This is a genomic window from Bordetella sp. H567, assembly GCF_001704295.1.
GTDB lineage: Bacteria > Pseudomonadota > Gammaproteobacteria > Burkholderiales > Burkholderiaceae_B > Bordetella_C.
Genome location: NZ_CP012334.1, coordinates 3,956,323 through 3,980,713, shown reverse-complemented (window position 1 = coordinate 3,980,713; position 24,391 = coordinate 3,956,323). Strand labels below are relative to the sequence as shown.

Here is a 24,391-nt window from a genome sequence, read left to right as displayed (position 1 = left end):
CGGCAGGTCCGTTCACACGCGTCCATCAACCCTCCGGTCAGTCAATCAGATACTGTGCGCCTTACCCAGCTAAAACTCGCCGGCTTCAAATCGTTTGTCGATCCCACGGTCATTCCGGTCCCCAGCCAGCTGGTCGGCGTGGTGGGACCCAATGGCTGCGGCAAATCGAACATCATCGACGCCGTACGATGGGTGCTGGGCGAGGCCAAGGCATCGGAACTGCGCGGCGAATCCATGCAGGACGTCATCTTCAATGGATCGGGCAACCGCAAGCCGGCCGCCCGCGCGTCCGTGGAAATGGTGTTCGACAACAGCGAAGGACGCGCCGCCGGGCAATGGAGCACCTACGCCGAAATCGCGGTGCGGCGGGTCCTGACGCGCGACGGCACCAGCAGCTATTTCGTCAATAACCAGCAGGTGCGCCGCCGCGACATCCACGACATCTTCCTGGGCACCGGCCTGGGCGCGCGCGGGTACGCCATCATCGGCCAGGGCATGATCAATCGCCTGATCGAGGCGCGGCCCGAGGAACTGCGGGTATTCCTGGAAGAAGCGGCCGGTGTGTCGCGCTACAAGGAGCGCCGCCGCGAAACCGAAAACCGCCTGTCCGATACGCGCGAGAACCTGACCCGCGTCGAAGACATCCTGCGCGAACTGAACAGCCAGCTGGAAAAGCTGGAAGCGCAAGCCGAAGTGGCACGCGAATACCGCGAATTACAGGCCGACGGCGAGCGCAAGCAGCATGCCTTGTGGTTCCTGAAGGAATCCGGCGCGCGCCTGGAGCGGCAGAAGAAAACCCAGGAAATCGACCGGGCCCAGAACGAACTGGAAGCCGCCGTCGCGGAACTGCGGGCGGGCGAAGCCGCGCTGGAATCGCGCCGCCAGGCCCACTACGCGGCCAGCGACCAGGTGCATGCGGCCCAGGGCCAGCTGTACGAGGCCAATGCCCAGGTCAGCCGCCTGGAAGCAGAAATCCGCCACGTGGTGGAATCCCGCAACCGGGTACAGGCGCGTCGCGAACAATTGACGCGCCAGATCGAGGAATGGGAAGCGCAGCAGACGCACTGCACCGAACAGATCGCCCAGGCCGAGGAAGACCTTGCGGCGGGCACCGAACGCGCGCAGGAAGCGCGCGCGATGGCCGAGGACGCCCAGGCGGCCCTGCCGGCCGTCGAGGCCCGCGTGCGCGATGCCGCCCAGGGCCGCGATGCCATGCGCAGCGCGTTGGCGCGGGTGGAGCAGGACCTGGCGCTGGTGGCCCAGAGCCAGCGCGATGCCGACCGCCAGTTGCAGGCGCTGGAGCAGCGCCGCGAGCGCGTGCAGCAGGAAATGCGGGAATTGCAGACCCCGGATCCTGCGCGGCTGGAGGAACTGGCCGGTGCCTTGGCCTCCGGCCAGGAACAATTGGAGGCCGCGCAGGAAGAATTGGCGGCGCTGGAAACGCGCCTGCCCGAAGCCGACGCGGAGCGCGCCCGTGCGCAGGCCGCCGCGCAGCAGGAAGCCCAGACGCTGGCGCGGCTGGAAGCCCGGCTGGCGGCCCTGACCAAGCTGCAGGAAGACGTCCAGAAGCAGGGCGCGCTGGAGCCGTGGCTGGCCAAGCACGAATTGGCGGGCCTGGGGCGCTTGTGGCAGAAGCTGCATATCGAGCCGGGATGGGAAACGGCCCTGGAAGCGGCCTTGCGCGAACGCATGGCGGCGCTGGAAGTGCGCAGCCTGGATTGGGCCAAGGCCTTCGCGGACGATGCGCCTCCGGCGCGGCTGGCCTTCTACCAGTTACCGGTCGCGGCGCCGGCGCCCGCCGCCGCGCCGGGGCTGCAGCCGCTGACCGCCCTGCTGCGCATCGCCGACGGCGACTTGCGCACGCTGATGAACGACTGGCTGCGCGACGTCTACGTCGGTGACAGCCTGGCGCAGGCGCTGGCTGCCCGCGCCTCCCTGCCGGCAGGCGGGGCGTATGTGGTGAAGGACGGCCATCTGGTCGATGCCCACAGCGTCCGCTTCTACGCGGCGGATTCGGAACAGGCCGGGCTGTTGGCGCGGCAGCAGGAAATCGAAAACCTGCAGCGCGAATTGAAGGCCCAGCAGCTGATCGCGGACCAGTCGCGCGCCGCCGTGGCGCGCGGCGAAGCCGCGTGGCAGCAGGTATCGCAGGCGCTGGTTCCGGCGCGCCAGCGCGTGGCCGAAGTCACCCGCCGCGTGCACGACATCCAATTGGAGTATTCCCGGCTGCAGCAGCAGGCGCAACAATCGGGCGAACGTGGTGCGCGATTGCGCGAGGACCTGGCCGAAATCAACGCGCACGAGGAAGAGTTGCGGGCGGCGCGCGAAGACGCCGAGGTGCGCTTCGAAACGCTGGACCAGGAACTGGCGGAACACCAAACTCGTTTTGCCGATGCGGAGATCGAGGGGGAAACCCTGGCCGAACAGGCCGAGGCCGCGCGGGCCCGGTTGCGCGAACTGGAACGCGCGGTGCACGAATCCGAGTTCGCCCAGCGCGGCATCGAGGCGCGCATCCAGGACCTGCAACGCAATCAGCAGTTGGCGGCGGACCAGAGCCAGCGTGCCCGCGCCGAACTGGAGCAATTGCAGGGCGAATTGTTCGAACTGGACGCGTCGGCGTCGCAAGCCGGGTTGCAGGATGCCCTGGAACTGCGCGCCGAACGGGAGGAGGCCTTGGCGCGCGCGCGCATCGAGATGGACAACCTGGCGGCCCAGCTGCGCGGCGCCGACGAGGACCGCGTCCGTCTGGAGCAGTCGCTGGAACCGCGGCGCGCCCGCATCATGGAGCTGCAGCTGCAGGAGCAGGCGGCGCGCCTGGCCGAGGAGCAGTTCAGCGAACAGCTGAACGCCCAGGAAGTCGACCGCGACGCGCTGGCGCAATCGCTCGAATCGATGCCGGAGGAATGGCGCCGCGCCAATTGGCTGCAGTCGGAAGTCACCCGTATTTCCCGGCAGATCGATAGCCTGGGTTCGGTCAATCTGGCCGCGCTGGATGAACTGACCACGTCGCGGGAACGCAAGGAGTTCCTGGACGCCCAGCAGCAGGATTTGCTGACGGCCATCGAAACGCTGGAGGACGCCATCCGCAAGATAGACCGCGAAACGCGCGAGCTGCTGCAGGAAACCTTCAATACCGTCAACGGCCATTTCGGCGAGCTTTTCCCCAAGCTGTTCGGTGGCGGCGAGGCCAAGCTGATGATGACCGGCGACGAAATCCTGGATGCGGGCGTGCAGGTGATGGCGCAACCTCCAGGCAAGCGCAACAGCACCATCCACCTGTTGTCGGGCGGTGAGAAAGCCTTGACGGCGACGGCGCTGGTCTTCGCGCTGTTCAAGCTGAATCCCGCGCCGTTCTGCCTGCTGGACGAAGTGGACGCGCCGCTGGATGATGCGAATACCGAACGCTATGCCAACCTGGTCAGCACGATGAGCGAGCAGACCCAGTTCCTATTCATTTCGCACAACAAGATCGCCATGCAGATGGCGAAACAACTGGTCGGCGTTACGATGCAGGAACAAGGGGTGTCCCGCATTGTCGCGGTGGATATCGATTCGGCGGTTCAGCTCGCGGCCGAGGCCGCATAACCTAGATTGACAGAGGCGCGGCCCGAAGGGCGCGGAATTGATACATGAGTGATTTGCAGATCGGGCTGATCGTCCTGGGTGTCCTGCTCATCCTGATGGTGCTCGGCTTCAACTGGTGGCAGGATCGCCGGGTGCGCCGCAGGATGCAGGCGCATTTTCCCAGCAACGAGCACGATCCCCTGCTGGGTGGCGGGGGCCATGAAGTGGGCGCGCCGCATGCGGCCGCGGGCCAGGGGGCGCATGCCCCGCAGCGCCGCGAGCCCGGATTCGCCGGGACGGCGGCCGCCGGGACGGTGCGTACCTCCGGCATGCATGCGGACACGGCCGCCGGATCGCCGAGCGCCGCCCCTGTCGACTCCGATGACAGCGAGGAAGCCGATCCCGCCTGCGAAGTGGTGATCGAAGTGACGTTCGCCGAACCGGTGCGTGGCGCCGATCTGCTGCCGGTCACCCAAAGCATGCGCTCGGCCGGCCGCAAGCCCATGCGGGTATTCGGCCAGACGGACGACCAGCGCCACCGTGCGCGGCTGCGCGGCGACGAGCGCTACGGCGCGCTGCAGATCGCCGTGCTGCTGGCCAATCGCACCGGTCCGCTGACGGCCATCGAATGGTCGCAGGCCTGGGCGCGGGCCCAGGACCTGGGCGAGCGTTTCGATGCCGCCATCGAAGGACCCGACCAGCAGGCCGTGCTGGAGCAGGCCGCGCGCCTGGACGATACCTGCGCCGCGCTCGATACGCAGGTGGGTCTGACGCTGCTTCTGGGCGGCGCGCAGCCGGCGGCGGAAGTCCTGGCCGTCGCCCGCGACCTGGGCTTCATCCATGACGGTCCGCGCCTGGTTTGGATGTCGGACGTCGGGTTGCCACGCTTTACGCTGATGCGCGGCGACGGCGCCGCCTTCGATGCCGGCATGGGCGGAGTCGAGCGCTTGAACCTGCTGCTGGATGTGCCGTGCAGCCCGCCCGATGAACGCGCCTTCGGGCGCATGGTGGAGGTCGGGCGCCAGTTGGCGCAGCGCCTGCGCGCCGAACTCGTCGACGACCAGGGCAAGCCGCTGGCCGATGCCTCCGTCGCCGTCATCGACGAACGCCTGCAGGTCCTGTTCGGGCAATTGGAGCAGGCCGGCCTGCGTGCCGGCAGCGCGCGCGCGTTGCGGGTGTTTTCGTGAAGGCTGGCAACAAGGCCACCGACGCGCAGGAAGAAATCGCCCACCTGCGCGTCGAAATCGAGCAGCACAACTACCGGTACTACGTCGAAGACGCGCCCAGCATTTCCGACGCCGAATACGATGCCTTGATGCGCAGACTCGTGGCGCTCGAGGAAGCCCATCCCGAGCTCGTGACGCCGGAGTCGCCCACCCAGCGCGTGGGTGCCGCCCCGCTGGCGGCCTTTGGCGCCGTCACCCATGCGGTGCCCATGCTGTCGTTGGGCAATGCTTTCGACGAAGACGAAGTCCGGGCCTTCGATAAGCGTGTCACGGACACGCTGCGTGCGTCCGGCCAACTGGGTCCGGCCAGCCAACCGGATTATTTCTGCGAACTGAAGCTGGACGGCCTGGCCATCAGCCTGCGCTATGAAAACGGCAAGCTGACGCAGGCCGCGACACGCGGCGACGGGCAGACCGGCGAGGACGTGACGGCCAATATCCGTACCATACGCTCGATTCCGCTGCAGCTGAAGGCCGGCGCCCCCCGCGTGCTGGAAGTGCGCGGCGAAGTGCTGATGAATCGCCGCGAATTCGAGCGCTTGAATGCATCGCAAGCCGAGCGGGGCGAAAAAGTCTTCGTCAATCCGCGCAATGCCGCCGCCGGCAGCCTGCGGCAACTGGACCCGCGCATCACGGCGCAGCGCCCGCTGCGTTTCTTCGCCTATGGATGGGGCGAAGTCCATGGGCTTGCCGGTCGCCAGCCGGAGCTCTTCGACGAGCCCGCGCCCGGCGTGCGCCAGGCCGCCACGCTGCCGCGCGAGTCGCACAGCGCCATGCTGGACTGGCTGGCCGAACTGGGCCTGCCGATCAACACCGCGCACAACCAGAAGGCCAAGGGCGCTGACGGGCTGCTCGCTTTCTATGCGCATGTCGCAAAGCTGCGGCCGACGCTGCCCTACGACATCGATGGCGTGGTCTACAAGGTCGATTCCCTGCCGGCGCAGAAAGTACTGGGCTTTGTCGCGCGCGCGCCGCGCTTCGCGCTGGCACACAAATATCCCGCCGAGGAAGCCACCACCACGCTGCTGGACATCGAAGTCCAGGTCGGCCGCACCGGCGCCATTACGCCGGTGGCGCGCCTGCAGCCCATTTTTGTCGGCGGGGTGACCGTCACCAACGCCACACTGCATAACGAAGACGAGATCCGCCGCAAGGATGTGCGGATCGGCGATACCGTCATCGTGCGGCGCGCCGGCGACGTGATTCCCGAAGTCGTCGGCCCGGTGCTGGAAAAGCGGCCCGCGGCGGCGGCGTCGTTCGACATGAAGCAGAAGTACCCCGTGTGCCCGGTGTGCGGCTCCGCGATCGAGCGGCCGGAGGGCGAGGCCATCGCCCGCTGCACCGGTGGGCTGTTCTGCGCCGCACAGCGCAAGCAGACGCTGCTGCACGCGGCGGGCCGCAAGGCGCTGGATATCGAGGGGCTGGGTGAGAAGCTGGTCGATCAACTGGTGGACCGCGATCGCATCAAGTCCTTGGCGGATATCTACGGCCTGACCGCCGAGGAACTGGCCGGCTATGAGCGTATGGGAACGAAATCGGCCGAGAACCTGGTGCGCGCCATCGACAAGGCGCGCACGCCCACGCTGGGCCGGCTGCTGTTCGCGCTGGGCATCCGTCACGTCGGCGAAACCACGGCGCGCGACGTGGCCCGGCACTTCGGCGGCATGGACGCCATCATGGACGCCGGGGAAGCGCAGCTGCTGGAGGTTTCCGATGTGGGGCCGGCGGTCGCGGCCTCGATACACCGCTTTTTTGCCGAGCCGCATAACCGCGATATCGTGGAAGCGCTGAAGCGGCAGGGTGTACATCCGGTAGCGGAGGCCGCCGCGCGCAGCGGTGGCCTGTCGGGCAAGACTTTCGTCCTGACCGGTACGCTGCCGACCATGACGCGCGAAGAGGCAACCAGCCATATCCTGGCCGCGGGCGGTAAGGTCAGCGGCTCGGTATCCAGGAAAACCGCGTATGTGGTGGCGGGCGCCGACGCCGGCAGCAAGCTGGCCAATGCCGAGAAACTGGGCGTGCCCATACTGGATGAAGAGGGCCTGAAGCAGTTGCTGGGGTTGCGCGAATAGGGGCATCCCGGGCGCCCTGCGGTCAGGACGGCGATTAACGGCTCATAAAGAGACCAGGCAAAAAAAAAGAACCCCGCGGTGAAACGGCGGGGTTCTTTTTTTGCGGGCGCCTGCGATTGCCGGCGCCGCGCGCAAGGCCTGCGCTTATTGGACCTTGGCTTGCTCGCGCAGCGATTTCTGGTAGTCGGCCAGGAGTTGCTGGCGCAGCATTTCTTCCAGTTGCGGACGGACCTGGTCCAACGGCGGGAATTCGACCGGACGGGTGTCTTCCACCTCGATGATGTGCCAGCCGTACTGGGTTTGCACCGGCTTTTCGGCCAATTCGCCCTTCTTGAGCGAGGTCACGGCCTGCGCGAAAGGCGGGACATAATTCGTGGCCGGCGCCCAGCCCAGGTCGCCGCCATTTTGCGCACTGCCGGGATCCTTGGATTCCTTCTTGGCGGCGTCATCGAATTTCAGCTTGCCGCTCTTGATCTGCGCCAGCAGGTCGTTGGCGGTTTTTTCGTCCGGGACCAGGATATGGCGGACTTTGTATTCCAGCTTGCCGGCCTGCTGCTGCTTGACCTCGTTGTATTCGTCCTGGACTTGTTTGTCCGTGACCGGATGCTTTTGCAGATAATCGGCCATCAAGGCGCGGACCAGGATGCCCTGGCGAGCCAGTTCGACTTCAGTCTGCACGTCGGCCTGTTTCGCGACGCCGGCCTTTTCGGCGGCCTGCACGAAAACCTGGCGGTTGATCATTTCCTGCTTGACCTGATCGCGCAGCTGAGGCGAATCGGTGGCGCCCTGGCTGACGAGCAGCTTTACGAACTGGTCCAGGCTTTTCTGGGTAATGGGTTTGCCATTGACCGTCGCCACGTTCTGGGCAAAAGCGGGGGCAGCAATCACGCAAGCCGCCACCAGCAGGATGAAGCGTTTCATGTAGATCCTTTCAGGGGGTACGGGTTTCCAGCGCAAGCGCGTGGATGGGGTAGGGCATTAAATCATTCAAATGATCATACACCAGGCGATGACGCGCCACCGGTGTCAGCCCTTCGAATTTGGCGGACGTTATCCTCACTGTGAAGTGCGAGGCGCCGCCATGCGCGCCAGCATGTCCCGCGTGCAGATGGGAATCGTCCTGGATCTCCAGCGCCACGGGCGCGAGCACTTGCAGGCGTTCGCGAATGGTAGCAGCGACGTCGGTAATCTGAGTCATGGAAAGTTATTCAAATCAATTCAGAAATCAATTCAGCGTTTGCCGGTTTCACGGCCGGTTTCGTCGGTGGCTTCGCCGGCGGCACCGGGTACCTGCAGGTGCCGCCCCAGCCAGATCGACTGCGCCAGGACGAAAACAATCATCAGGCCCATCAGGCCGAAGGCCTTGAACGTGACCCATTCGGATTCCGAGAAACGGCCCGAAAAGGCGACATACAGATTGGCGGCCCCGGCGATCAAAAAGAATACCGCCCAGGTGGCATTCAGTTTGTCCCAGACCGCATCCGGCAGGGCGATCTGCTTGTCCAGCAGCCGGCGCACCAGGTTACGCTTGAATATCCAGCGGCCCGCCAGCAGCGCGGCGCCGAACAGCCAATACAGCACCGTCGGTTTCCATTTGATGAAGACGTCGCTGTGCAGCCATAGCGTGGCGCCGCCAAAGACGACGATTACCGTCAGATTGATCCAATGCATACCTTCGATGGGGCGGCCGGTGAATTTGAGCCACAGAATCTGCAGGACGGACGCGGTGATGGCCACCGCGGTGGCCGTATAGATTCCGGCATAGCGGTATGCGATGAAAAACAGCAGCAGCGGAAACAGATCGAATAGAAACTTCTTCATTCTTCGGCAGGTTCGAATTTCAATGCCAGGGAATTAATGCAGTAGCGCCGGCCGGTGGGGGGCGGACCGTCCGGGAAAACATGTCCCAGATGGGAATCGCATACGTTGCACAATACCTCGGTACGTATCATGTCGTGGCTGGTATCGCGTTGTTCGCGCACCAGGTCGGGACCCAGGGGCTCGTAATAGCTGGGCCAGCCGCAGCCCGCGTCGAATTTGGTATCGGACGCGAACAGCGCCGTGCCGCAGGCGACGCAGCGGTAAATGCCCGGCGTCGCGGTGTCCCAGTAGCGGCCGGTGAAGGCCCTTTCCGTCCCCTTTTCGCGAGTAACGTAGAACTCATCCGGCGAGAGCAGGGCGCGCCATTCGGCGTCGGTCTTGCGTACTTTTTCCATGTCCGCGCTGGGGTTTCCGGGCAAGCAACAGGTTCGGGCATAATCGCGCCCCATGTTAATCGAGTTTGATCATGCCGTCGTGAAGACGCCCCGCGCGCAGATTCTGCATGGGGTGAGCGCCGTGCTGACCGAACGCCGCATCGGTATCGTCGGGCCCAACGGCGCGGGCAAAAGCACCCTGGCGCGGCTCATCAACGGGCTGGTATTGCCGTCGTCCGGCGCGGTGCGCGTCAATGGCCATGATACCCGCCAGGCCACGCGCGCCGTCAGGCGGGAAGTGGGCTTCGTATTCCAGAACCCGGAGAACCAGATCGTTTTTCCCATCGTGCGGGAAGACATGGAATTCGGCCTGAAGGCGCAGGTGCCGGACAAGGCGTCCCGCCAGGCGCGCGCCGTCGAACAACTGGCCGCGCTCGGGGTGGGCCATCTGGCAGACCGCGCCAGTCATACGCTGTCCGGCGGCGAGCGCCAGCTGGTGGCGCTTGCCGCCGTGCTGGTCATGCGGCCCAGGGTGATCGTGTTCGACGAACCGACGACGCAGCTGGATCTGCGCAACCGCAACCGGGTGCGTGCCGCCATTGCCGGCCTGGACTGCGAGGCCGTGGTCGTCAGCCACGACCTGGACTTGCTGGAGGACTTCGATCGCGTATTGGTGATCGCCGACGGTCGCGTCGCCGCCGACGACACCCCTGCCGCGGCGCTGCGCTGGTACCGGGAGCATTGCGCATGATGGAACCGCTCTATGTCGAAGGCGATGGCGTGCTCCACCGCATCCCGGCGCCGTACAAGCTGATCGCGCTGCTGGCCGCGGGCGCAGGGTTGTTCGCCGTGCACCGGCTGGATGGACTGGCCGTCGCCTTCGCATGCGGCGGGCTGCTGGTGGCCATGTCGGGCGCGCAGGCCGGCGCGATCTGGCGCCACGTGCGGGGGCTGTTGCCTATCCTGGCCGTGGTGGGCGCCTTCACGGGCTATTTCGATGGCGCGGCGCGCGCGGCGGAAGTCCTGCTGCGCGTGGGGGCCTTGGTGGCCCTGGCCCTGGCCGTGACCCTGACGACGCGCACCAGCGACCTGATCCAGGTATGTGAACGGGCGCTGTATCCGCTGGACAGGCTGGGATGGGTCGATGCCGGCCGTGTCGCGCTGGCCCTGGCGCTGACGCTGCGCTTCATCCCCGAGATCTGGCGCAATTACCAGGATATCCGCGAGGCCCAGGCCGCGCGCGGTCTGTCGCGCAACGCGCTGGCGCTGACGGTGCCCCTGCTGGTGCGCACGCTCAAGCGCGCCGAGGAAGTCGCCGATGCCATCGACGCGCGTAGTGGATGAATCCCACCCCCCGAAGCGCTGCGCCCTTCCCCCCTCAAGGGGGGCGACGCTGGCGGACCGGCGGAGCCGGATCCGCGGCGTCCCCGATCGGGGGAGGCCGGTTTCATGCGACGCGGGTGGTGGGGAATGTCTTGGAGAACGGAGCCGGATCTCGCCGAGAGTGGCCCGGAAGCCATACACAAGGATCGCGGGTTTCACCGCAAGAGGAGAGTCTGCATGCGCACGAAGGATACCGTGACGGTCGCGATGTTCGCGGCCTTTATCGTCGTGTTGAGCCTGGCGCCGCCCATACCGGTGCCGGCCCTGCCGGTGCCCATCACCTTGCAGGCGCTGGGCGTCATGCTCGCCGGCTGCATGCTGGGGCCGGCCCGCGGCGCGGCGGCCGTGGCGCTCTATCTGGTCCTGGCGGCGATCGGGCTGCCGGTGCTGCCCGGGGGCCGCGGCGGGCTGGGCGTGTATGCCGGCCCGACCGGCGGGTTCCTGGTCGGCATGCTGGTCGGCGCGGCGCTGTGCGGTGCGATGGCGCAGCGCGTGGCGCGGTCGGGCGCCGATACGCTGCCGGCGCTGCTGGGTTACTTCGGGGCCGCTCTGGCCGGCGGGCTGGTCGTGGTCTATGCCGTGGGTATTCCCTGGCTGGCGGCCATCGCGGGCATGACATTGAGCAAGGCGGCGCTGGCCATGGTGGTGTTCCTGCCCGGCGACATCGCCAAGGCGATCGTGGCCGCCGTCGTGACGCAAAGGGTGCGCCGCGTATGGGCGTTCGGCGGTGAGCGCTGAGCGCGCACCACGGTGGATGGGGGTGACTACTGCCCCCCGCGTCGCGCTAATTTGATACGGTTTTAAACCTATAATCCGTTTTTCTGTATAGCTTGCAGAACGATCCCATATGTTGTTGCCGCCGTGCGCCAGGCGCCGGCTCCCTCTCTGGAGACTTCAATGATGCATCCCAAGCATAAGACGCGCATGGCGGCCGCGGCGCTGGCGCTGGCCTTGCCCTTGATGGCACACGCGCAGATCAAGGTCGGCGTCACTCTCTCCAGCACCGGGCCGGCGGCGTCGCTGGGTATTCCGGAGCGCAACACGGTGGCCCTGCTGCCGAAGGAAGTGGCGGGCCAGAAGATCGACTGGATCGTGTTGGACGATGCGACCGATACCACCCAGGCCGTCAAGAACATGCGCAAGTTCGTCAGCGAGGACAAGGTGGACGTCGTGATCGGCACGTCGGTGACGCCGGCGTCCCTGGCGATGGTCGACGTCGCGGGCGAAACCCGGACGCCGATGATCAGCGTGGCGGCCAGCGTGAAGATCGTCGACCCGGTCGACGGGCCGCGCAAATGGGCCTTCAAGACCCCGCAGAACGATGCGCTGATGGCGGGCGCGCTGGCCGACGCGATGGCCAAGGGCAAGGTCAAGACCCTGGGCTTCATCGGCTTTGCCGATGCCTATGGCGATAGCTGGCTGCAGGAAATCAAGAACGCCACCGAGAAGAAAGGCATCAAGGTCGTCGCCGTCGAAAAATACGGCCGCACCGATACCAGCGTGACCGGCCAGGTGCTGAAATTGGTCGGCGCCCGTCCCGACGCGGTGCTGATCGCCGCTTCCGGCACGCCGGCGGCGCTGCCGCAGAAGGAACTGCGCGCCCGCAACTACGGCGGCCTGATCTACCAGACGCATGGCGTGGCCAACGGCGATTTCCTGCGCGTTTGCGGCAAGGATTGCGAAGGCATGCTGTTGCCCGCCGGCCCGTTGCTGGTCGCCGAGCAACTGCCGGACAGCAATCCGGTGAAGAAGTCGGCGCTTGCCTATGTGGCCGCCTATGAAAAGGCGCACGGCGCCGGTTCCGTCAGTACCTTCGGCGGCCATCTGTGGGACGCCGGCCAACTGGTGCTGGCGGCCGTGCCCAACGCGCTGAAGCAGGCCCAGCCCGGCACGCCGGAATTCCGCGCGGCGATGCGCGATGCCCTGGAAAACATCAAGGACCTGCCGGCCTCGCAGGGCGTGTTCAATATGAGCCCCACCGACCACGCCGGTTTCGACGAGCGCGCGCGGGTCATGGTGAAGGTGCAGAACGGCAAGTGGGTCTACCAGCCGGGACTGTGACGCGGCGCACATGAAGCATGCATCGGCGCGCGCGGCCCCGGGTTCGCGCGCGCCGATGCCTTTCACGGTAAACGGTCGATGGATTCTTCCATAGCGTTCATCCTGCTGCAGGACGGCGTCGTCAGCGGGGCGATCTACGCCTTGCTGGGCATGGCGCTGGTGCTGGTATTCGCGGTGACGCGGGTGATCTTCATCCCGCAGGGTGAATTCGTCGCCTTCGGCGCTTTGACGCTGGCCATGCTGGTGGATGGCAAGCTGCCCGGGACGGTATACCTGCTGCCCCTGCTGGGCGGTGTCGTCTTCCTGCTGGAGCTTGGGCGCGCGCTGCGCCTGGGCAGTGCCGCCGCGCTGCCCAAGGCCATCCTGGCCAATGTGGTGCTGCCGGCGCTGCTGTACTGGGTGACCAGCCGCCTGACGGGTCCCGATACGCCGTTGTGGCGCAATATGCTGCTGACGCTGCTGTTGATCGTGCCCATGGGGCCGATGGTGTACCGCATCGTCTATCAGCCGCTGGCGGAGGCCAGCGTGCTGGTGCTGCTGATTACCTCGGTCGCGGTGCATTTCGTCCTGGTCGGCATGGGGCTGGTGTTCTTCGGCGCCGAAGGATGGCGCACGCCGGCCTTCGTCGACGGCCAGGTGGATTTCGGCATCGCCGCGTGGTCGGCGCAAAGCCTGTTCGTGGTCGGGACATCGCTGGTCCTGATCCTGGCGCTTTGGCTGTTCTTCGGCAAGACGCTCTATGGCCGCGCCTTGCGCGCCACGGCGGTCAATCGCCGCGGCGCGCGATTGGTCGGTATCAGCAGCTCGATCTCCGGCACCATTACGTTCACGCTGGCGGCGCTGATGGGCGCCATTTCGGGGATACTGATCGCGCCCGTCACCACGATCTATTACGACACGGGTTTCCTCATCGGCCTGAAGGGCTTCGTCGGCGCGATCATCGGCGCGCTGGCCAGCTATCCGGTGGCCGCCGCCGGCGCGCTGCTGGTGGGCCTGCTGGAATCCTTCTCTTCCTTCTGGGCCAGTGCGTACAAGGAAGTGATCGTGTTCACGCTCATCATCCCGGTGCTGCTGTGGCTGTCGCTGCGCGGCGGCACCCACGCCGAGACCGAGGACTAGGGGCGCACATGAAGACGAGCTTCGCGCGGCGGCTGCCCCTGCTGGTGTTCGTGGTGCTGCTGGCACTGTTGCCGGCGTTCGCCGCCACGCCGGAATTCTGGATCACGCAGCTCAATTACATCGGCCTGGCCAGCCTGGTGGTGCTGGGCCTGGTGGTGCTCACGGGCGTCAGCGGGCTGACGTCGTTCGGGCAGGCGGCGTTCGTGGGCATCGGCGCCTATGCCACAGCCTGGCTGACCACCGCCCAGGGCTGGTCGCCCTGGCTCGGCCTGCTGGCGGGACTGCTGCTGACGGGCGCGATCGCCTGGCTGCTGGGCACCGTCACCCTGCGACTGTCGGGTCATTACCTGCCTCTGGGTACCATCGCCTGGTGCCTGGCGCTGTTCTATTTGTACGGCACCGTGGAAGCCCTGGGACGCCACGACGGGATTGCCGGCATCGCCCCGCTGACGCTGTTCGGCGTCTCGCTGGCCAGCGGGCGGCATATCTACTATCTGATCTGGGTGCTGGTGCTGGCGGCCGTCTGGGCGACCGGCAATCTGCTGGATTCGCGGCCGGGCCGCGCCATCCGCGCGCTGCGCAACGGCGCCGGCATGGCCGAATCCATGGGCGTGCATACGCGGCGCTACAAGGTCATCGTGTTCGTCTATGCGGCATTGCTGGCCAGCGTGTCGGGGTGGCTGTACGCGCACATGCAGCGCGCGGTCAGTCCCAGCCCGTTCGGCCTGAACTACGGCATCGAGTACCTGTTCATGGCGGTGGTGGGCGGCGCGGCGCACGTCTGGGGCGCCTTGCTGGGCTCGGCCATCATCCTGGTGCTGAAGGACCAGATCCAGAACGTCGTGCCTCGATTGCTGGACACCACCGCCAACTTCGAACTGATCGTCTTCGGCATCCTGCTGATCCTGATGCTGCAGTATGCGCGCGACGGTGTGTGGCCCATGCTGGCCGCGGGCTGGCGCCGGGTGGCGGGCGGCGATGCCGCGCGAGACCGCGGCGCGCCGCCCCCGAGCCCCGCGCCGGCCCTGGCCCGGCGTGCCCGCCCAGCCTTGGGGCAGGTGGTGCTGGACGTGGACGCCATCCGCAAGACCTTCGGCGGCTTGGTGGCCGTCAACGATATTTCCTTCAAGGTGCGCGCCGGCGAAATCATGGGCCTGATCGGCCCCAACGGCGCCGGCAAGAGCACCACCTTCAATCTGATCACGGGCGTGCTGCCGTGCACGCGCGGCGGGGTCAGCTTCATGGGCGAACGCATCGAGCGCCTGTCGGCCCGGGACATCGCGCGGCGCGGCGTCAGCCGCACGTTCCAGCACGTCCAGCTGCTGCCGGGCATGACGGTGCTGGAAAACGTCGCGCTGGGCGCGCACCTGCGCGCCAACGTGGGCGTGCTGGCGGGGGCGCTGCGCCTGGACCGCGCGGCCGAGGTGCGTCTGCTTCACGAAGCGGCGCGCCAACTCGAGCGCGTGGGTCTGGGCGACTGCATGCACGAACAGGCCGGCAATCTGGCTTTGGGGCAGCAGCGCATCCTGGAAATCGCGCGGGCGCTGGCCAGCGATCCCATCCTGCTGCTGCTGGACGAGCCCGCCGCCGGCTTGCGCTACAAGGAAAAGCAAGACTTGGCCCGGGTGCTGGAGCAGCTGCGCGACGAGGGCATGAGCATTCTGCTGGTGGAACACGATATGGATTTCGTCATGCGCTTGACCAATCACCTCGTCGTCATGGACTTCGGCACCAAGCTGGCCGAAGGCGTGCCGGCGGATATCCAGCGCGATCCCGCGGTGCTGGAAGCCTACCTGGGCGGACTGGATGACGACGACACGGCCGTCTTGCCGGATGCGCAGGACGCGGCCGCGGGAGAGTCGCGATGAGCGCGCCCGCCGGCACGGGCGCGCCGCTGCTGAGGGTGGAGAGCCTGGGCGCGCGCTACGGCAAGGTGGCGGCGCTGTCGCCGGTGTCGCTCTGCGTTCCGGCCGGCAGCATCGTGACGGTGATCGGCGCCAACGGCGCCGGCAAGTCGACGATGCTGAACGCCATCATGGGTGCCTTGCCGCTGTCGGGACAGGCCGCGGGCGCGGTATGGCTCGATGGGCGGGACGTGTCCGGCTGGCCCGTGGAGCGGCGCGTGGCCGCCGGCATGTCGCTGGTGCCGGAGCGGCGCGAACTCTTCGCCAGCATGTCCGTGGAAGACAACCTGCTGCTGGGCGGCTTCCGGCGCTATCGCATGCGCGAGGCCGGCTGGCGCGACAGCATGCAGGACATCTATGAACTTTTTCCACGGCTGAAGGAACGGCGCGCGCAGGAAGCGGGCACGCTGTCGGGCGGCGAGAGACAGATGCTGGCGGTGGGGCGCGCGCTGATGGCCAAGCCGCGCCTGCTGATGCTGGACGAACCCAGCCTGGGCCTGGCGCCGCGCATCGTGCGCGAGATTTTTCACATCATTGCCCGCCTGCGCGAAGCGGGCGTGTCCATCCTGCTGGTGGAACAGAACGCCCGTGCGGCCTTGCAGGTGGCCGACCAGGGCTATGTACTGGAGACCGGAGAGGTCGTGCTGTCCGGGCCCGCCGCGGAACTGGCGCACAATCCGCGCGTGGTGGAAAGCTATCTGGGGCTGGGCAAGGCGGGCTGACATCGTCCGCCCTCTAGCGTTAACAGGCGCTGGCGGCCACCGCGGCCACCGCGCGTCGAATGGCCGGAATCAGGCCGCGTCCACCGCCACGCCCGGGCGCAGTTCAGCCGGCGCCTGCCCCTTGCGGAAGACATACCCCGTGTGCGGCCCGTGCAGGGTCATGTGTGCGCCATCGCCCGCCAGCCAGTCGCCTTCCGGCAAGCCGACCACCGTCACCGCCGGATTGGCCACCAGGAATTCCGCGATGCGGTCATTGCGCGTTTCGCCTTGGTGTCCCGCGGGCAAGGCATTCGTGTAGTGCGGGTTGATCTGGAAACCGATCAGGCCCAAGGCATTGAAACCGCCCGGATCGACGATGGGCATATCGTTGGTGGTGCACAGCGTGGGGCACGCCAGGTTTGCCCCCGCGCTCCAGCCGGAATAGGGCGTGCCGGCCTTCACGCGTTCCGCGATGGTGGCCAGCCAGCCGCGGCGGCGGCATTCCGCCACCAGCTGGAAGGTGTTGCCGCCGCCCACCAGGATCAGGTCGAAGCCGTCCGCGGCGCCGGCGTCCACGGTATGCGCGCCCGTCAGCGCCAGGCCTAGCGGGGCCAGGCTTTTGCCGACGTTGGCGGTGTAGTCGTCCCAGCTGGCCGTCACCCCGGCGAAGGGCACGAAGAGCGTTTTGCGGCGTTCGCCGGCCAGCGCGCGCAGGGGCTCCAGGGCATGGGTCAGGTAACTGCCGTCGGGAGACCGGGAGTTGCTGAAAAGAAGCAGTTGCATGGGCATTAGCGTACGAGCTCCGCGACGAGTTTTGCGATCAGGGCATTGGACAGGACCGTGGGCAGGCCGCTGGCGCGCCGCGCGGCGGCGCGGTGGTCCTCCACGAAGCCCATGCAGTCCATCAACAGCATCTGGGCACCGCGTTCGCGCAGCGTCCGTGCCGCCGTCTCGACGGCTTGCAGCCCGTCGTCGTACGGCGACGCCGCTTCGCACAGCGGCGCGCGGGACAGCATGGAGAACTTGCCGGCCTCGCTCGTGGCCTGTTCCGCCAGGGGCACGATGATACCGACCTGGCGGTCGCCCGCCAAGGCCGCCGCGGCCGGCGGCACGATGCGGTCCGGTTCGACCAGCCACGCCCGCTGCGCACCCAGGCCGTGGAATTCGCCCGTGCACAGCACCAGGATGACGGTGCAGCCGCTGGCCTCCAGTTCCGCTACCTTGCCGGCCAGCGCGCCCTGCACGGCGGCCTTGTCGAGGATGACGGAATGGCCGTCCAGCAGCCGCGAGACCAGCAGCGCCTGGCCCGGCCGGGGCGCGTAGCGCGCGGCGATATCGTCGGGGGACAGGCCGTCCAGCACGCCCACGTGCAGCGTCCGTACGCCGGCCGGCAATGCCGCCAGCAGGATGGGCGTGATGTCGGCGCGCGGCGCCTGGCCTATCGTGATCGTGCCCAGCAAAGCGTGCTTGTCGGTCATGATGTTCTCCGCGCCATACGGCTACTGGCGCTTCTGCAGGTGTTCCAGCGATCCATACATGGAAACCAGGCGGTCGTATTCCTGCGCGTCGTGGAAGGCACAGGTACCGCGGGTGAACTCCTTGGCGACCTCCACCGTGAAGCGCACCGCCGCCGCGATATCGGCTTCGTCGCTGGCTCCCGTGCCGCAGCCCGGCACCACGCTGATGGCCGAAATCGCCACGCCCACGGTGGGCGCGCGCGTGGCCACCGACGGCTGCAGGATGCTGTTCAGATGGTAGACGCCGTTGCCATACGGCGTGATGTCCTGCGTGGTGATGGGGAAGGTTACCGCCGGGCGGCCGCTGGTCATTTCCATGATGCGGACCAGATCGTCCGATACACGCAGGATATAGCCCTGCTTGACGGTGGGAGAAATCGCATAGCCCTTGTGGTTCAGGATGCGATTGCCCTTGGTCGTGTCGATGGACAGCACCGCGTCCATCTCGTCCGAGACTTCGTTCTCGTTCAGGGTTTCGGTGTCCATGGGCGAGTCCATGAAGTCCACGGGCTCGTGCGGGCGCGTCGGCGCGTCGGGGCAAACGTGCGTGCTGATGACGACGTCGCCCGGCAGCCGGTCGCCCTGCGTGGACATGTGCGCCAGCTTCAGCGCCGCCGCCACCGCGGCGATGGCGCCGTCGCCGTCGGATACCAGGCCGATGCGGCTGGGGCGCGCGCCGATGCCGCCCAGGCGGCCAACGATGCCCAGCGTGGGCGCCTGGCCGCCGGCCTGCTTGCCGTCGGTGCCGCGGATTTCGATGCGGACGAAATCCGTCTTGCCTTTCGGGCCGGTAATCGTCTTGACCGCGACCGTGGCGTGGGCGGCATAGGGCTGCAGCAAGTCGGCCACGGTTTGGCCGCTGGCGTAGGCGCTATCGAAGGCGTCGAAGACTTTGAGAGTATGCGTAAGGCTCATATCGTATCTTCCATATAAGTGATTGATGGCGCGCATCTCCATCGCAAAAACGGATGTACCCAGAAACGGATGTATCCAGACCGAGGACACCGCGGATCCGGCTCCGCCGGTCCGCCAGCGTCGCCCCCTCGAGGGGGAAGCGCGCAGCGCTTCGGGGGTGGGCTTGACTTCCGGGGTGGGCTTTATCTTTCCTTGGCCTGATACCGGATCAGGGAATTGAAGAAGCTGTACAGCGCATCGCCCGCGATGGTGCCGGCGGCGAATACCTCCAGGCTGTTGCGCACCTTGTCGCCCCACAGGCGCAGTGCCAGGACGCGCAGCACGATGCCGGCCAGCACGGCCCAGCCCGCCAGCGGATTGGGGATCAGCAGACCGGTGGAGAGCAACACGCCCAATTGGCGGCGCGGGCCGCCGATCCATTGGATCAGTGCGCCCGGAATGGCCCAGATCAGCAGCTGCATCGCCACGCCGGGGGCCACGCCCGCCTTGATGGTGGCGACGTAGACGGCGGCCACGGGCGGTGTCAGCCCCTGGTCGAAATAGCTGTGGTAGGTGAAGTACACCATCGGCATGCTGATGACGAAGGCGAGCATGCCGGCGGCCAGCTGCTGGCGCCGCCCGTCCAGCTCGAAGGCGGGATGGGTGCCGTTGCCGCGCAACAGATAGCCCGCCTTCAGGTCGTAGCCCATGTCGGCGAAGGCGGGGCCCGTCGCCGCGGCGAAGCCGCACAGGATCACCAGCGCCACCGGCGGAAAGCCGATCAGCATGCCGATCAGCAAGGTGATCAGGGCCACCGCGAAGGCGGGAAACCAGCCTGAGTGCATCGCGGCGATGCCCACCAGCAATTCATGCACGAAGGCGGCGAAGGCTGCGTACACCACGAAGCCGATCAGCATGGGTGTGGACATGCCCGTGTACAGGCCGCTGCCCAGCGCCAGCAGCGCGGCCAGCACGAGGTAGGCGATGGCGCCCATGCGCAGGGTGCGGCGCATGTCCTGCACCGTGCGGGTGGGGCGCGCCGCCGGTTCTGCTTCGGCCGTCGCCGCCGCCGGCACCGTGTCGCCATTGCCATTGCCGTTGCCGTCGCGCGTGCCGAGGGGCGCGGCCGGCGCGCCGGCGTGGCGGCGGCCCGGCGTTGTCTCGTCGCCGCCGCGCGAACGGATCTGCGCGATCACCTGGATCAGGGCAACCAGGCCCGCCCCTATCATCAGTCCGTGCGGAATATAGAGCGCGTTGATGTCCCAACCCATCAGCGGCTTGGCGTAGCCGCGTATCAGCAGGCCGATGCCGAACATCGTCAGCGCCCAGATATTGCCAAGGAAAGCCGTGCCGAAGGCCGACATGGGAATGTGCAGCCAGGCGCCGACCAGTCCCACGCCTATGCCCACGCCCAGCAGCCGCGCCTGGCGTCCGCCGGTGTCGCCGGCCTTGATGGCCTCGGCGGCCGCCACGCCGGGCGGCCATGCGCCCGCGGCGGGGAAGACGCGGCTGTCGAACAGCCGGTACAGCATGTAGCCGTCCAGCAGCATGGCCGCCGACACGCCGACGAACATGGGCAGCACCAGGTCCGTGCGGCCGAACAGGAACGGAATGGCGATCGGCAGCAGCAGGCTGTTGGCCGCGCCGAAGGTTGCGGACGAAATGGCGCTTTGCGCCAGGTTCTGTTCGTGTATCGAGCGGAAGCGCGCAAACAGCGCCAGCGGGATGCGCGCCAGGATCATGGCGACCAGCGCGCCGATGATGGAGGTATTGGGGGTGACGCCCAGCGACACCAGCAGCTGGATGCCGATGATGGCGCCGAAGACGCTGAGCAGCACCAGCAGAAGGAAGGTCCCGCCGCTGAACGCGCGTGGATGCAAGGCTGGATGCGGCATGTGTATTCCCCTTGTATTTTTTCAGTCGTGCACGGCGCTGGCCGGCGCCGTGGTCCGCCAGAAGCTATCGCCCGCGGCACGGCCGATGGCGGCGGCGTATCCGACCAGGCGATGGGCCAGCACGTCGACAAAACCGGGCCGGTTCAGCGACGCGGGAAAACTCAGGCAGAAGGCCAGCGTCTCGCCGCTTTGCGCATCGCCGACGGTGGCACTGACCGAGCCCACGCCGGTCACGCTCTCGTCCAGCGCCCAGGCCCAGCCGCGGGCGCGCACTTGCTCCAGCTGCGCGCGCAGTGCTGCCAAGGTGCGCGGCGCATGCGGCAGCACGGCGGCGCGCGGATCCGCGGCGGCGGGATGCGCCTGGCGCGCGGCGGCATCGTCCAGGCGCGCCAGCAGCGCGCGTCCCGTGGAGCTCGCGTAGGCAGGCAGGCGGTAGCCGGGCTGCGTCACGACGCGCAAGAGATGCGATCCAGGAAAGGCCCGCACCACCACGACATCGCGCCGATTGTCATCCAGCACCGAGATATAGCCGGTGTGGCCGGTATCGGCCACCAGCGATTCCAGCGCCTGTTCCATGCGGCGGATCAGCGGCGTGCTGGCGCGCGATTGATGCGCGACTTCGAGCAGCAGCAGGGCGGGGCGGTACCTGAGGGTGGCGGGGTCGCGTTCCAGCAGGCCGCTTTCCAGCATCTGCTTCAACAGCCGTGACGAGGAGCTCTTGGGTAGCCCAAGCTGGGCTACGACCTCCGTGACGCTCACTTGGCCACCGTGCTGCGCCAGGACGCGCAGGACGCGGGTCGCATTGTCGAGAACACTCATGGTGAGTTCCGAAATATGGAACCAGGTATCAAAGGATGGAATCCATCGATTCTAGCCTCGCTTCCGTGCCGCAGGGGTCTTCCGGTTTCCCTGGCACGCTGCAGTGCACCATCGAAGGGAGGGAAACGCCGCATTCTCAAATCGGCAAGCCGGCGCGGCCCAGGTCTCGTAACATCATCTTTCTGGCGCACGCCCGCCCACGGTGGGGCGGGTACGCCCGCGGTCGCAAGCCGCGGGCCTTATGTGCGCCCCGCCGTATTGGCCTGCCAGGAGATCGCCATGATGAAGCACGAACTGAAGATTTCTTCCATGAAAGAGCAATGCACCGAAGCGGAGTGGGAGGCGCGCGTGGACCTGGCCGCCTGTTACCGCCTGATCGCGCATTACGGCATGTCCGACATGATCGCCAACCACGTCTCGCTGCGCGTACCGGGCGAGCCGGGCGCCTTCCTGATCAATGCCTACGGCTTGCTCTATGAAGAAATCACGGCGTCCAGCCTGCTGAAGATCGACCACCACGGCAACATTCTCAGCAAGCCGGATTTCGGTCCCCATCTTTCCTATGGCGTGAACAAGGCCGGCTTCGTGATTCATAGCGCCATCCACGAAAAGCGCCCCGAAGTCGACTGCGTCATCCACACGCACACCTGGGCCGGCATGGCGGTTTCGTCGCTGGCCTGCGGCCTGCTGCCGCTGAACCAGACTTCCATGCGCTTCGCCAAGATCGGCTACCACGACTACGAAGGCGTGGTGCTGGACTTGAGCGAACAGGAATCGCTGTGCCGCGACCTGGGCCAGAACGAAGCCCTGATCCTGCGCAACCACGGCCTGCTGACCGTGGGCCGCAGCATCGGCGAGGCCTTCAACTGGATGCATCGCCTGGAAGTGTCCTGCCGCGCCCAGCTGGCCGCGATGGCTTGCAACGCGCCGCTGAACCCCGTATCCAAGGATGTGATCGAGGCGACCTGGAACCAATATCAGCCCGGCACGCGCCGGCCCTACGGCCAGATGGAATGGCCCGCGCTGCTGCGCCTGGCGGATCGCCTGGATCCGTCGTACCGCACGTAATTTTTTCGCAGAGAAGTTCGGAGATTTCAATGAAGCAGTTCAAAGGCGCCGTCAAAGCGCTTGGGATGGTTGTTGCCCTTGCCCTGGGCGCGCATGCGGGTATGGCCGCGGCCGAGGGCTATCCCGACAAGCCCATCCGGCTGGTGGTTCCCTATCCGCCCGGCGGCAACCTGGACATCACCACGCGCGCCATCACCACCGCCATGGCGCGCTACCTGAAGCAGTCCATCGTGGTGGAAAACCTGGGCGGCGCCGGTGGCTCGATCGGCGCGGGCAACGTCGCGCGCGCCGCGGCGGACGGCTATACGGTGCTGTCCACCACCATCGTGCCGCTGGTCGTCAACCCGACGCTGGTACCGGGCACCCGCGTCAAACTGGGCGACTTCGATCCGGTGGGGATGCTGGCCGTGGTGCCTTCCGTGCTGGAGGTGAACGCCAAGAACAGGCAGGGCATCACCGACTTCAAGGGCTTCATCGCCTACGCCAAGGCCCATCCGGGCGAAGTGGCCGTGGCCCATTCCGGTACGGGCACCACCAACCACATCGCCGAGTTGCTGCTGGAGCAGGACTTCGGCATCAAGATGAATCCCATCCCGTACAAGGGTTCGGCGCCCGCCTTGGCGGATATGCTGGGCAACCAGGTCGACGGCATGGTGGACCAGCTGACCAGTTCGCAGCCGCAGATCCAGAACGGCGCCCTGACCGCGCTGGCCGTGACTTCGGCCAAGCGCGTGCCGCAGCTGGCGAACGTGCCGACGGTGGCCGAACTGGGCAAGCCGGATTTCGAGATGGTGACTTACTCGGCGTTGATGACGCCCAAGGGCACGCCGCAGGCGGTGCGCCAGGTGCTGAACGACGCGTTGGCCAAGGCGGTGGCAGATCCGGAGGTGCAGCGCCAGCTGGCGAATATCGGCTCGCAAGTCGTGCCGTCCACCATCGACCAGACCGCGCAGATCTTCGCCAAGGAAGAAGCCAAGCTGCAGCCGTTGCTGACTTCCGGCGTGTTGAAACCCGACAACGCGCGCTGAGCAGCGTCTCCCGCACGACGACCCCGATCACAGCCGAACGAGACATGACCAAGCCCTGTTTGCCGCCCCATTCCGCTTTCACGCCCTTGCGCTTCGCCGTGCCGGCCGGCGCCTGCGATTCGCATGCGCACGTGTTCGGTCCATACGCCCATTTTCCCCTGAGTGAGGACCGCAGCTACACGCCGCCGGAAAACGGCGCCGACCGTTTCATCGCGCACCTGGACAGGCTGGGATTGGCCCGCGGCGTGCTGGTCACGGCCAGCGCGCAGGGCGACGACAACCGCAACGTGCTGCAGGCGCTGGCCGCCCACCCGGACCGCCTGCGGGCCGTGGGCGTCGTGCGGGCGGGTATTTCGGACAAGGACTTGGACGACTTGGCCGGGCAGGGCGTGCGCGGCGCGCGCTTCAATCTGTACAAGCATGACGGCAAGGCGGTTTACCGCAATGGCGTCGGCATCGACGATTTCGTCGCGCTGGCGCCGCGCCTGAAAGCGCGCGGCATGCATGCGCAGATCTGGATCCATGCGCCGGACCTGCCGGAACTGGCCCCCACGCTGCTGGCCTCGGGTGTGGACCTGGTGGTCGATCACCAAGGGCGCATGAACGTATCGCGCGGCGTGAACGATCCCGGCTTCCAGTTCCTGTGCAAGCTGCTGGCCGAAGGCAAGGCCTGGACCAAGATATCCGGCGCGGACCGCAATACGGCGGCGGGATCGCCTTTCCCCGATATCGCGCCCTTCGCGACCTCGCTGCTGAAAGCCAACAGCGAACGCGTCGTCTGGGGTACGGATTGGCCCCACATCAATTACTTCAACGCGGCGCAGGTCCCGGACGACGGCATCCTGCTGAACCTGCTGGCGGACTGGATGCCGGATGAAGCCACGCGCAAGCGGGTGCTGGTGGACAACCCCGCGCGCCTGTACGGCTTTGCGGCTGCCTGAACGG

Annotated in this window: 22 protein-coding genes; 13 read left to right on the top strand and 9 right to left on the bottom strand. The window is 66.9% G+C overall.

Annotated elements, in window-relative coordinates; translation table 11 throughout:
• The first annotated feature begins 54 nt into the window (after positions 1-54).
• The 3 genes from smc to ligA are packed head-to-tail and all read left to right on the top strand — an operon-like array spanning position 55 to position 6,862.
• Positions 55-3,585, top strand: coding sequence for a chromosome segregation protein SMC (gene smc, locus AKI39_RS17870; protein WP_066638992.1), 3,531 nt, complete (start codon positions 55-57; stop codon positions 3,583-3,585).
• Between the two features lie 44 nt (positions 3,586-3,629).
• A complete protein-coding gene (locus AKI39_RS17865; protein WP_066638990.1) occupies positions 3,630-4,751 on the top strand; it encodes a cell division protein ZipA C-terminal FtsZ-binding domain-containing protein in 1,122 nt (373 codons plus the stop codon).
• On the top strand, positions 4,748-6,862 hold the full coding sequence (gene ligA / locus AKI39_RS17860; RefSeq protein ID WP_066638989.1) for an NAD-dependent DNA ligase LigA: 2,115 nt from the start codon (positions 4,748-4,750) through the stop codon (positions 6,860-6,862). Before AKI39_RS17865 ends, ligA begins: the two co-directional genes overlap by 4 nt.
• A gap of 144 nt (positions 6,863-7,006) precedes the next feature.
• On the opposite strand, the gene AKI39_RS17855 is transcribed toward ligA, so the two are convergent.
• Genes AKI39_RS17855 through msrB form a run of 4 tightly spaced genes read right to left on the bottom strand, consistent with a single transcriptional unit; the run spans position 7,007 to position 9,078 of the window.
• Entirely contained in the window at positions 7,007-7,783 is a 777-nt protein-coding gene (locus AKI39_RS17855; protein WP_066638987.1) for a peptidylprolyl isomerase, read from the bottom strand.
• Positions 7,784-7,793: 10 nt separating this feature from the next.
• Entirely contained in the window at positions 7,794-8,060 is a 267-nt protein-coding gene (locus tag AKI39_RS17850) for a BolA family protein (RefSeq protein WP_066638979.1), read from the bottom strand.
• 32 nt (positions 8,061-8,092) lie between these two features.
• Positions 8,093-8,683 (bottom strand): septation protein A, encoded by a 591-nt coding sequence (locus AKI39_RS17845; protein ID WP_066638976.1) that lies wholly within the window; start codon positions 8,681-8,683, stop codon positions 8,093-8,095.
• Complete coding sequence (gene msrB, locus AKI39_RS17840; RefSeq protein ID WP_066638972.1) at positions 8,680-9,078, bottom strand: peptide-methionine (R)-S-oxide reductase MsrB; 399 nt, start codon at positions 9,076-9,078, stop codon at positions 8,680-8,682. Before msrB ends, AKI39_RS17845 begins: the two co-directional genes overlap by 4 nt.
• 52 nt (positions 9,079-9,130) lie before the next feature.
• On the opposite strand from msrB, the gene AKI39_RS17835 reads away from it, so the two are divergent.
• The 7 genes from AKI39_RS17835 (at position 9,131) to AKI39_RS17805 (ending at position 16,246) form a co-directional block, all read left to right on the top strand.
• A complete protein-coding gene (locus AKI39_RS17835) occupies positions 9,131-9,808 on the top strand; it encodes an energy-coupling factor ABC transporter ATP-binding protein (protein WP_066638969.1) in 678 nt (225 codons plus the stop codon).
• The gene (locus AKI39_RS17830) at positions 9,805-10,401 is read left to right on the top strand and encodes an energy-coupling factor transporter transmembrane component T family protein (RefSeq protein ID WP_066638966.1); all 597 of its coding nucleotides are present in this window, start codon (positions 9,805-9,807) and stop codon (positions 10,399-10,401) included. The genes AKI39_RS17835 and AKI39_RS17830 overlap by 4 nt, the downstream gene beginning before the upstream one ends.
• 216 nt (positions 10,402-10,617) lie before the next feature.
• Positions 10,618-11,178 carry a biotin transporter BioY gene (locus AKI39_RS17825; protein ID WP_066638964.1) on the top strand — a complete coding sequence of 187 codons (561 nt, stop codon included), beginning with the start codon at positions 10,618-10,620 and terminating at the stop codon, positions 11,176-11,178.
• A 162-nt stretch (positions 11,179-11,340) separates the two neighbouring features.
• Positions 11,341-12,501: an ABC transporter substrate-binding protein gene (locus tag AKI39_RS17820; protein ID WP_066643270.1), complete on the top strand. Its 1,161-nt coding sequence runs from the start codon at positions 11,341-11,343 to the stop codon at positions 12,499-12,501.
• A 78-nt stretch (positions 12,502-12,579) separates the two neighbouring features.
• The gene (locus AKI39_RS17815) at positions 12,580-13,620 is read left to right on the top strand and encodes a branched-chain amino acid ABC transporter permease (protein WP_066638961.1); all 1,041 of its coding nucleotides are present in this window, start codon (positions 12,580-12,582) and stop codon (positions 13,618-13,620) included.
• Positions 13,621-13,628: 8 nt separating this feature from the next.
• Entirely contained in the window at positions 13,629-15,488 is a 1,860-nt protein-coding gene (locus AKI39_RS17810) for a branched-chain amino acid ABC transporter ATP-binding protein/permease (RefSeq protein ID WP_066638958.1), read from the top strand.
• A complete protein-coding gene (locus tag AKI39_RS17805; RefSeq protein WP_066638955.1) occupies positions 15,485-16,246 on the top strand; it encodes an ABC transporter ATP-binding protein in 762 nt (253 codons plus the stop codon). The genes AKI39_RS17810 and AKI39_RS17805 overlap by 4 nt, the downstream gene beginning before the upstream one ends.
• Positions 16,247-16,315: 69 nt before the next feature.
• Here AKI39_RS17805 and pepE read toward each other — a convergent pair whose 3' ends face one another.
• The 5 genes from pepE to AKI39_RS17780 all read right to left on the bottom strand — a co-directional run bounded on the left by pepE (position 16,316) and on the right by AKI39_RS17780 (position 21,350).
• Complete coding sequence (gene pepE, locus AKI39_RS17800; protein ID WP_066643267.1) at positions 16,316-17,008, bottom strand: dipeptidase PepE; 693 nt, start codon at positions 17,006-17,008, stop codon at positions 16,316-16,318.
• A 5-nt stretch (positions 17,009-17,013) separates the two neighbouring features.
• Complete coding sequence (locus AKI39_RS17795) at positions 17,014-17,703, bottom strand: AroM family protein (protein ID WP_066638952.1); 690 nt, start codon at positions 17,701-17,703, stop codon at positions 17,014-17,016.
• Positions 17,704-17,724: 21 nt separating this feature from the next.
• Positions 17,725-18,657 (bottom strand): DUF1177 domain-containing protein, encoded by a 933-nt coding sequence (locus AKI39_RS17790; RefSeq protein WP_066638946.1) that lies wholly within the window; start codon positions 18,655-18,657, stop codon positions 17,725-17,727.
• 182 nt (positions 18,658-18,839) lie between these two features.
• Positions 18,840-20,531, bottom strand: coding sequence for an OPT/YSL family transporter (locus AKI39_RS17785; RefSeq protein WP_066638944.1), 1,692 nt, complete (start codon positions 20,529-20,531; stop codon positions 18,840-18,842).
• Between the two features lie 21 nt (positions 20,532-20,552).
• A complete protein-coding gene (locus tag AKI39_RS17780) occupies positions 20,553-21,350 on the bottom strand; it encodes an IclR family transcriptional regulator (protein WP_066638942.1) in 798 nt (265 codons plus the stop codon).
• Between the two features lie 279 nt (positions 21,351-21,629).
• Here AKI39_RS17780 and AKI39_RS17775 point away from each other — a divergent pair, with 279 nt between their 5' ends.
• Genes AKI39_RS17775 through AKI39_RS17765 form a run of 3 tightly spaced genes read left to right on the top strand, consistent with a single transcriptional unit; the run spans position 21,630 to position 24,387 of the window.
• Entirely contained in the window at positions 21,630-22,418 is a 789-nt protein-coding gene (locus AKI39_RS17775; RefSeq protein ID WP_066638939.1) for a class II aldolase/adducin family protein, read from the top strand.
• Positions 22,419-22,447: 29 nt separating this feature from the next.
• On the top strand, positions 22,448-23,446 hold the full coding sequence (locus AKI39_RS17770) for a Bug family tripartite tricarboxylate transporter substrate binding protein (RefSeq protein ID WP_158515188.1): 999 nt from the start codon (positions 22,448-22,450) through the stop codon (positions 23,444-23,446).
• Positions 23,447-23,490: 44 nt separating this feature from the next.
• The gene (locus AKI39_RS17765) at positions 23,491-24,387 is read left to right on the top strand and encodes an amidohydrolase family protein (protein ID WP_083228913.1); all 897 of its coding nucleotides are present in this window, start codon (positions 23,491-23,493) and stop codon (positions 24,385-24,387) included.
• Positions 24,388-24,391: the final 4 nt, after the last annotated feature.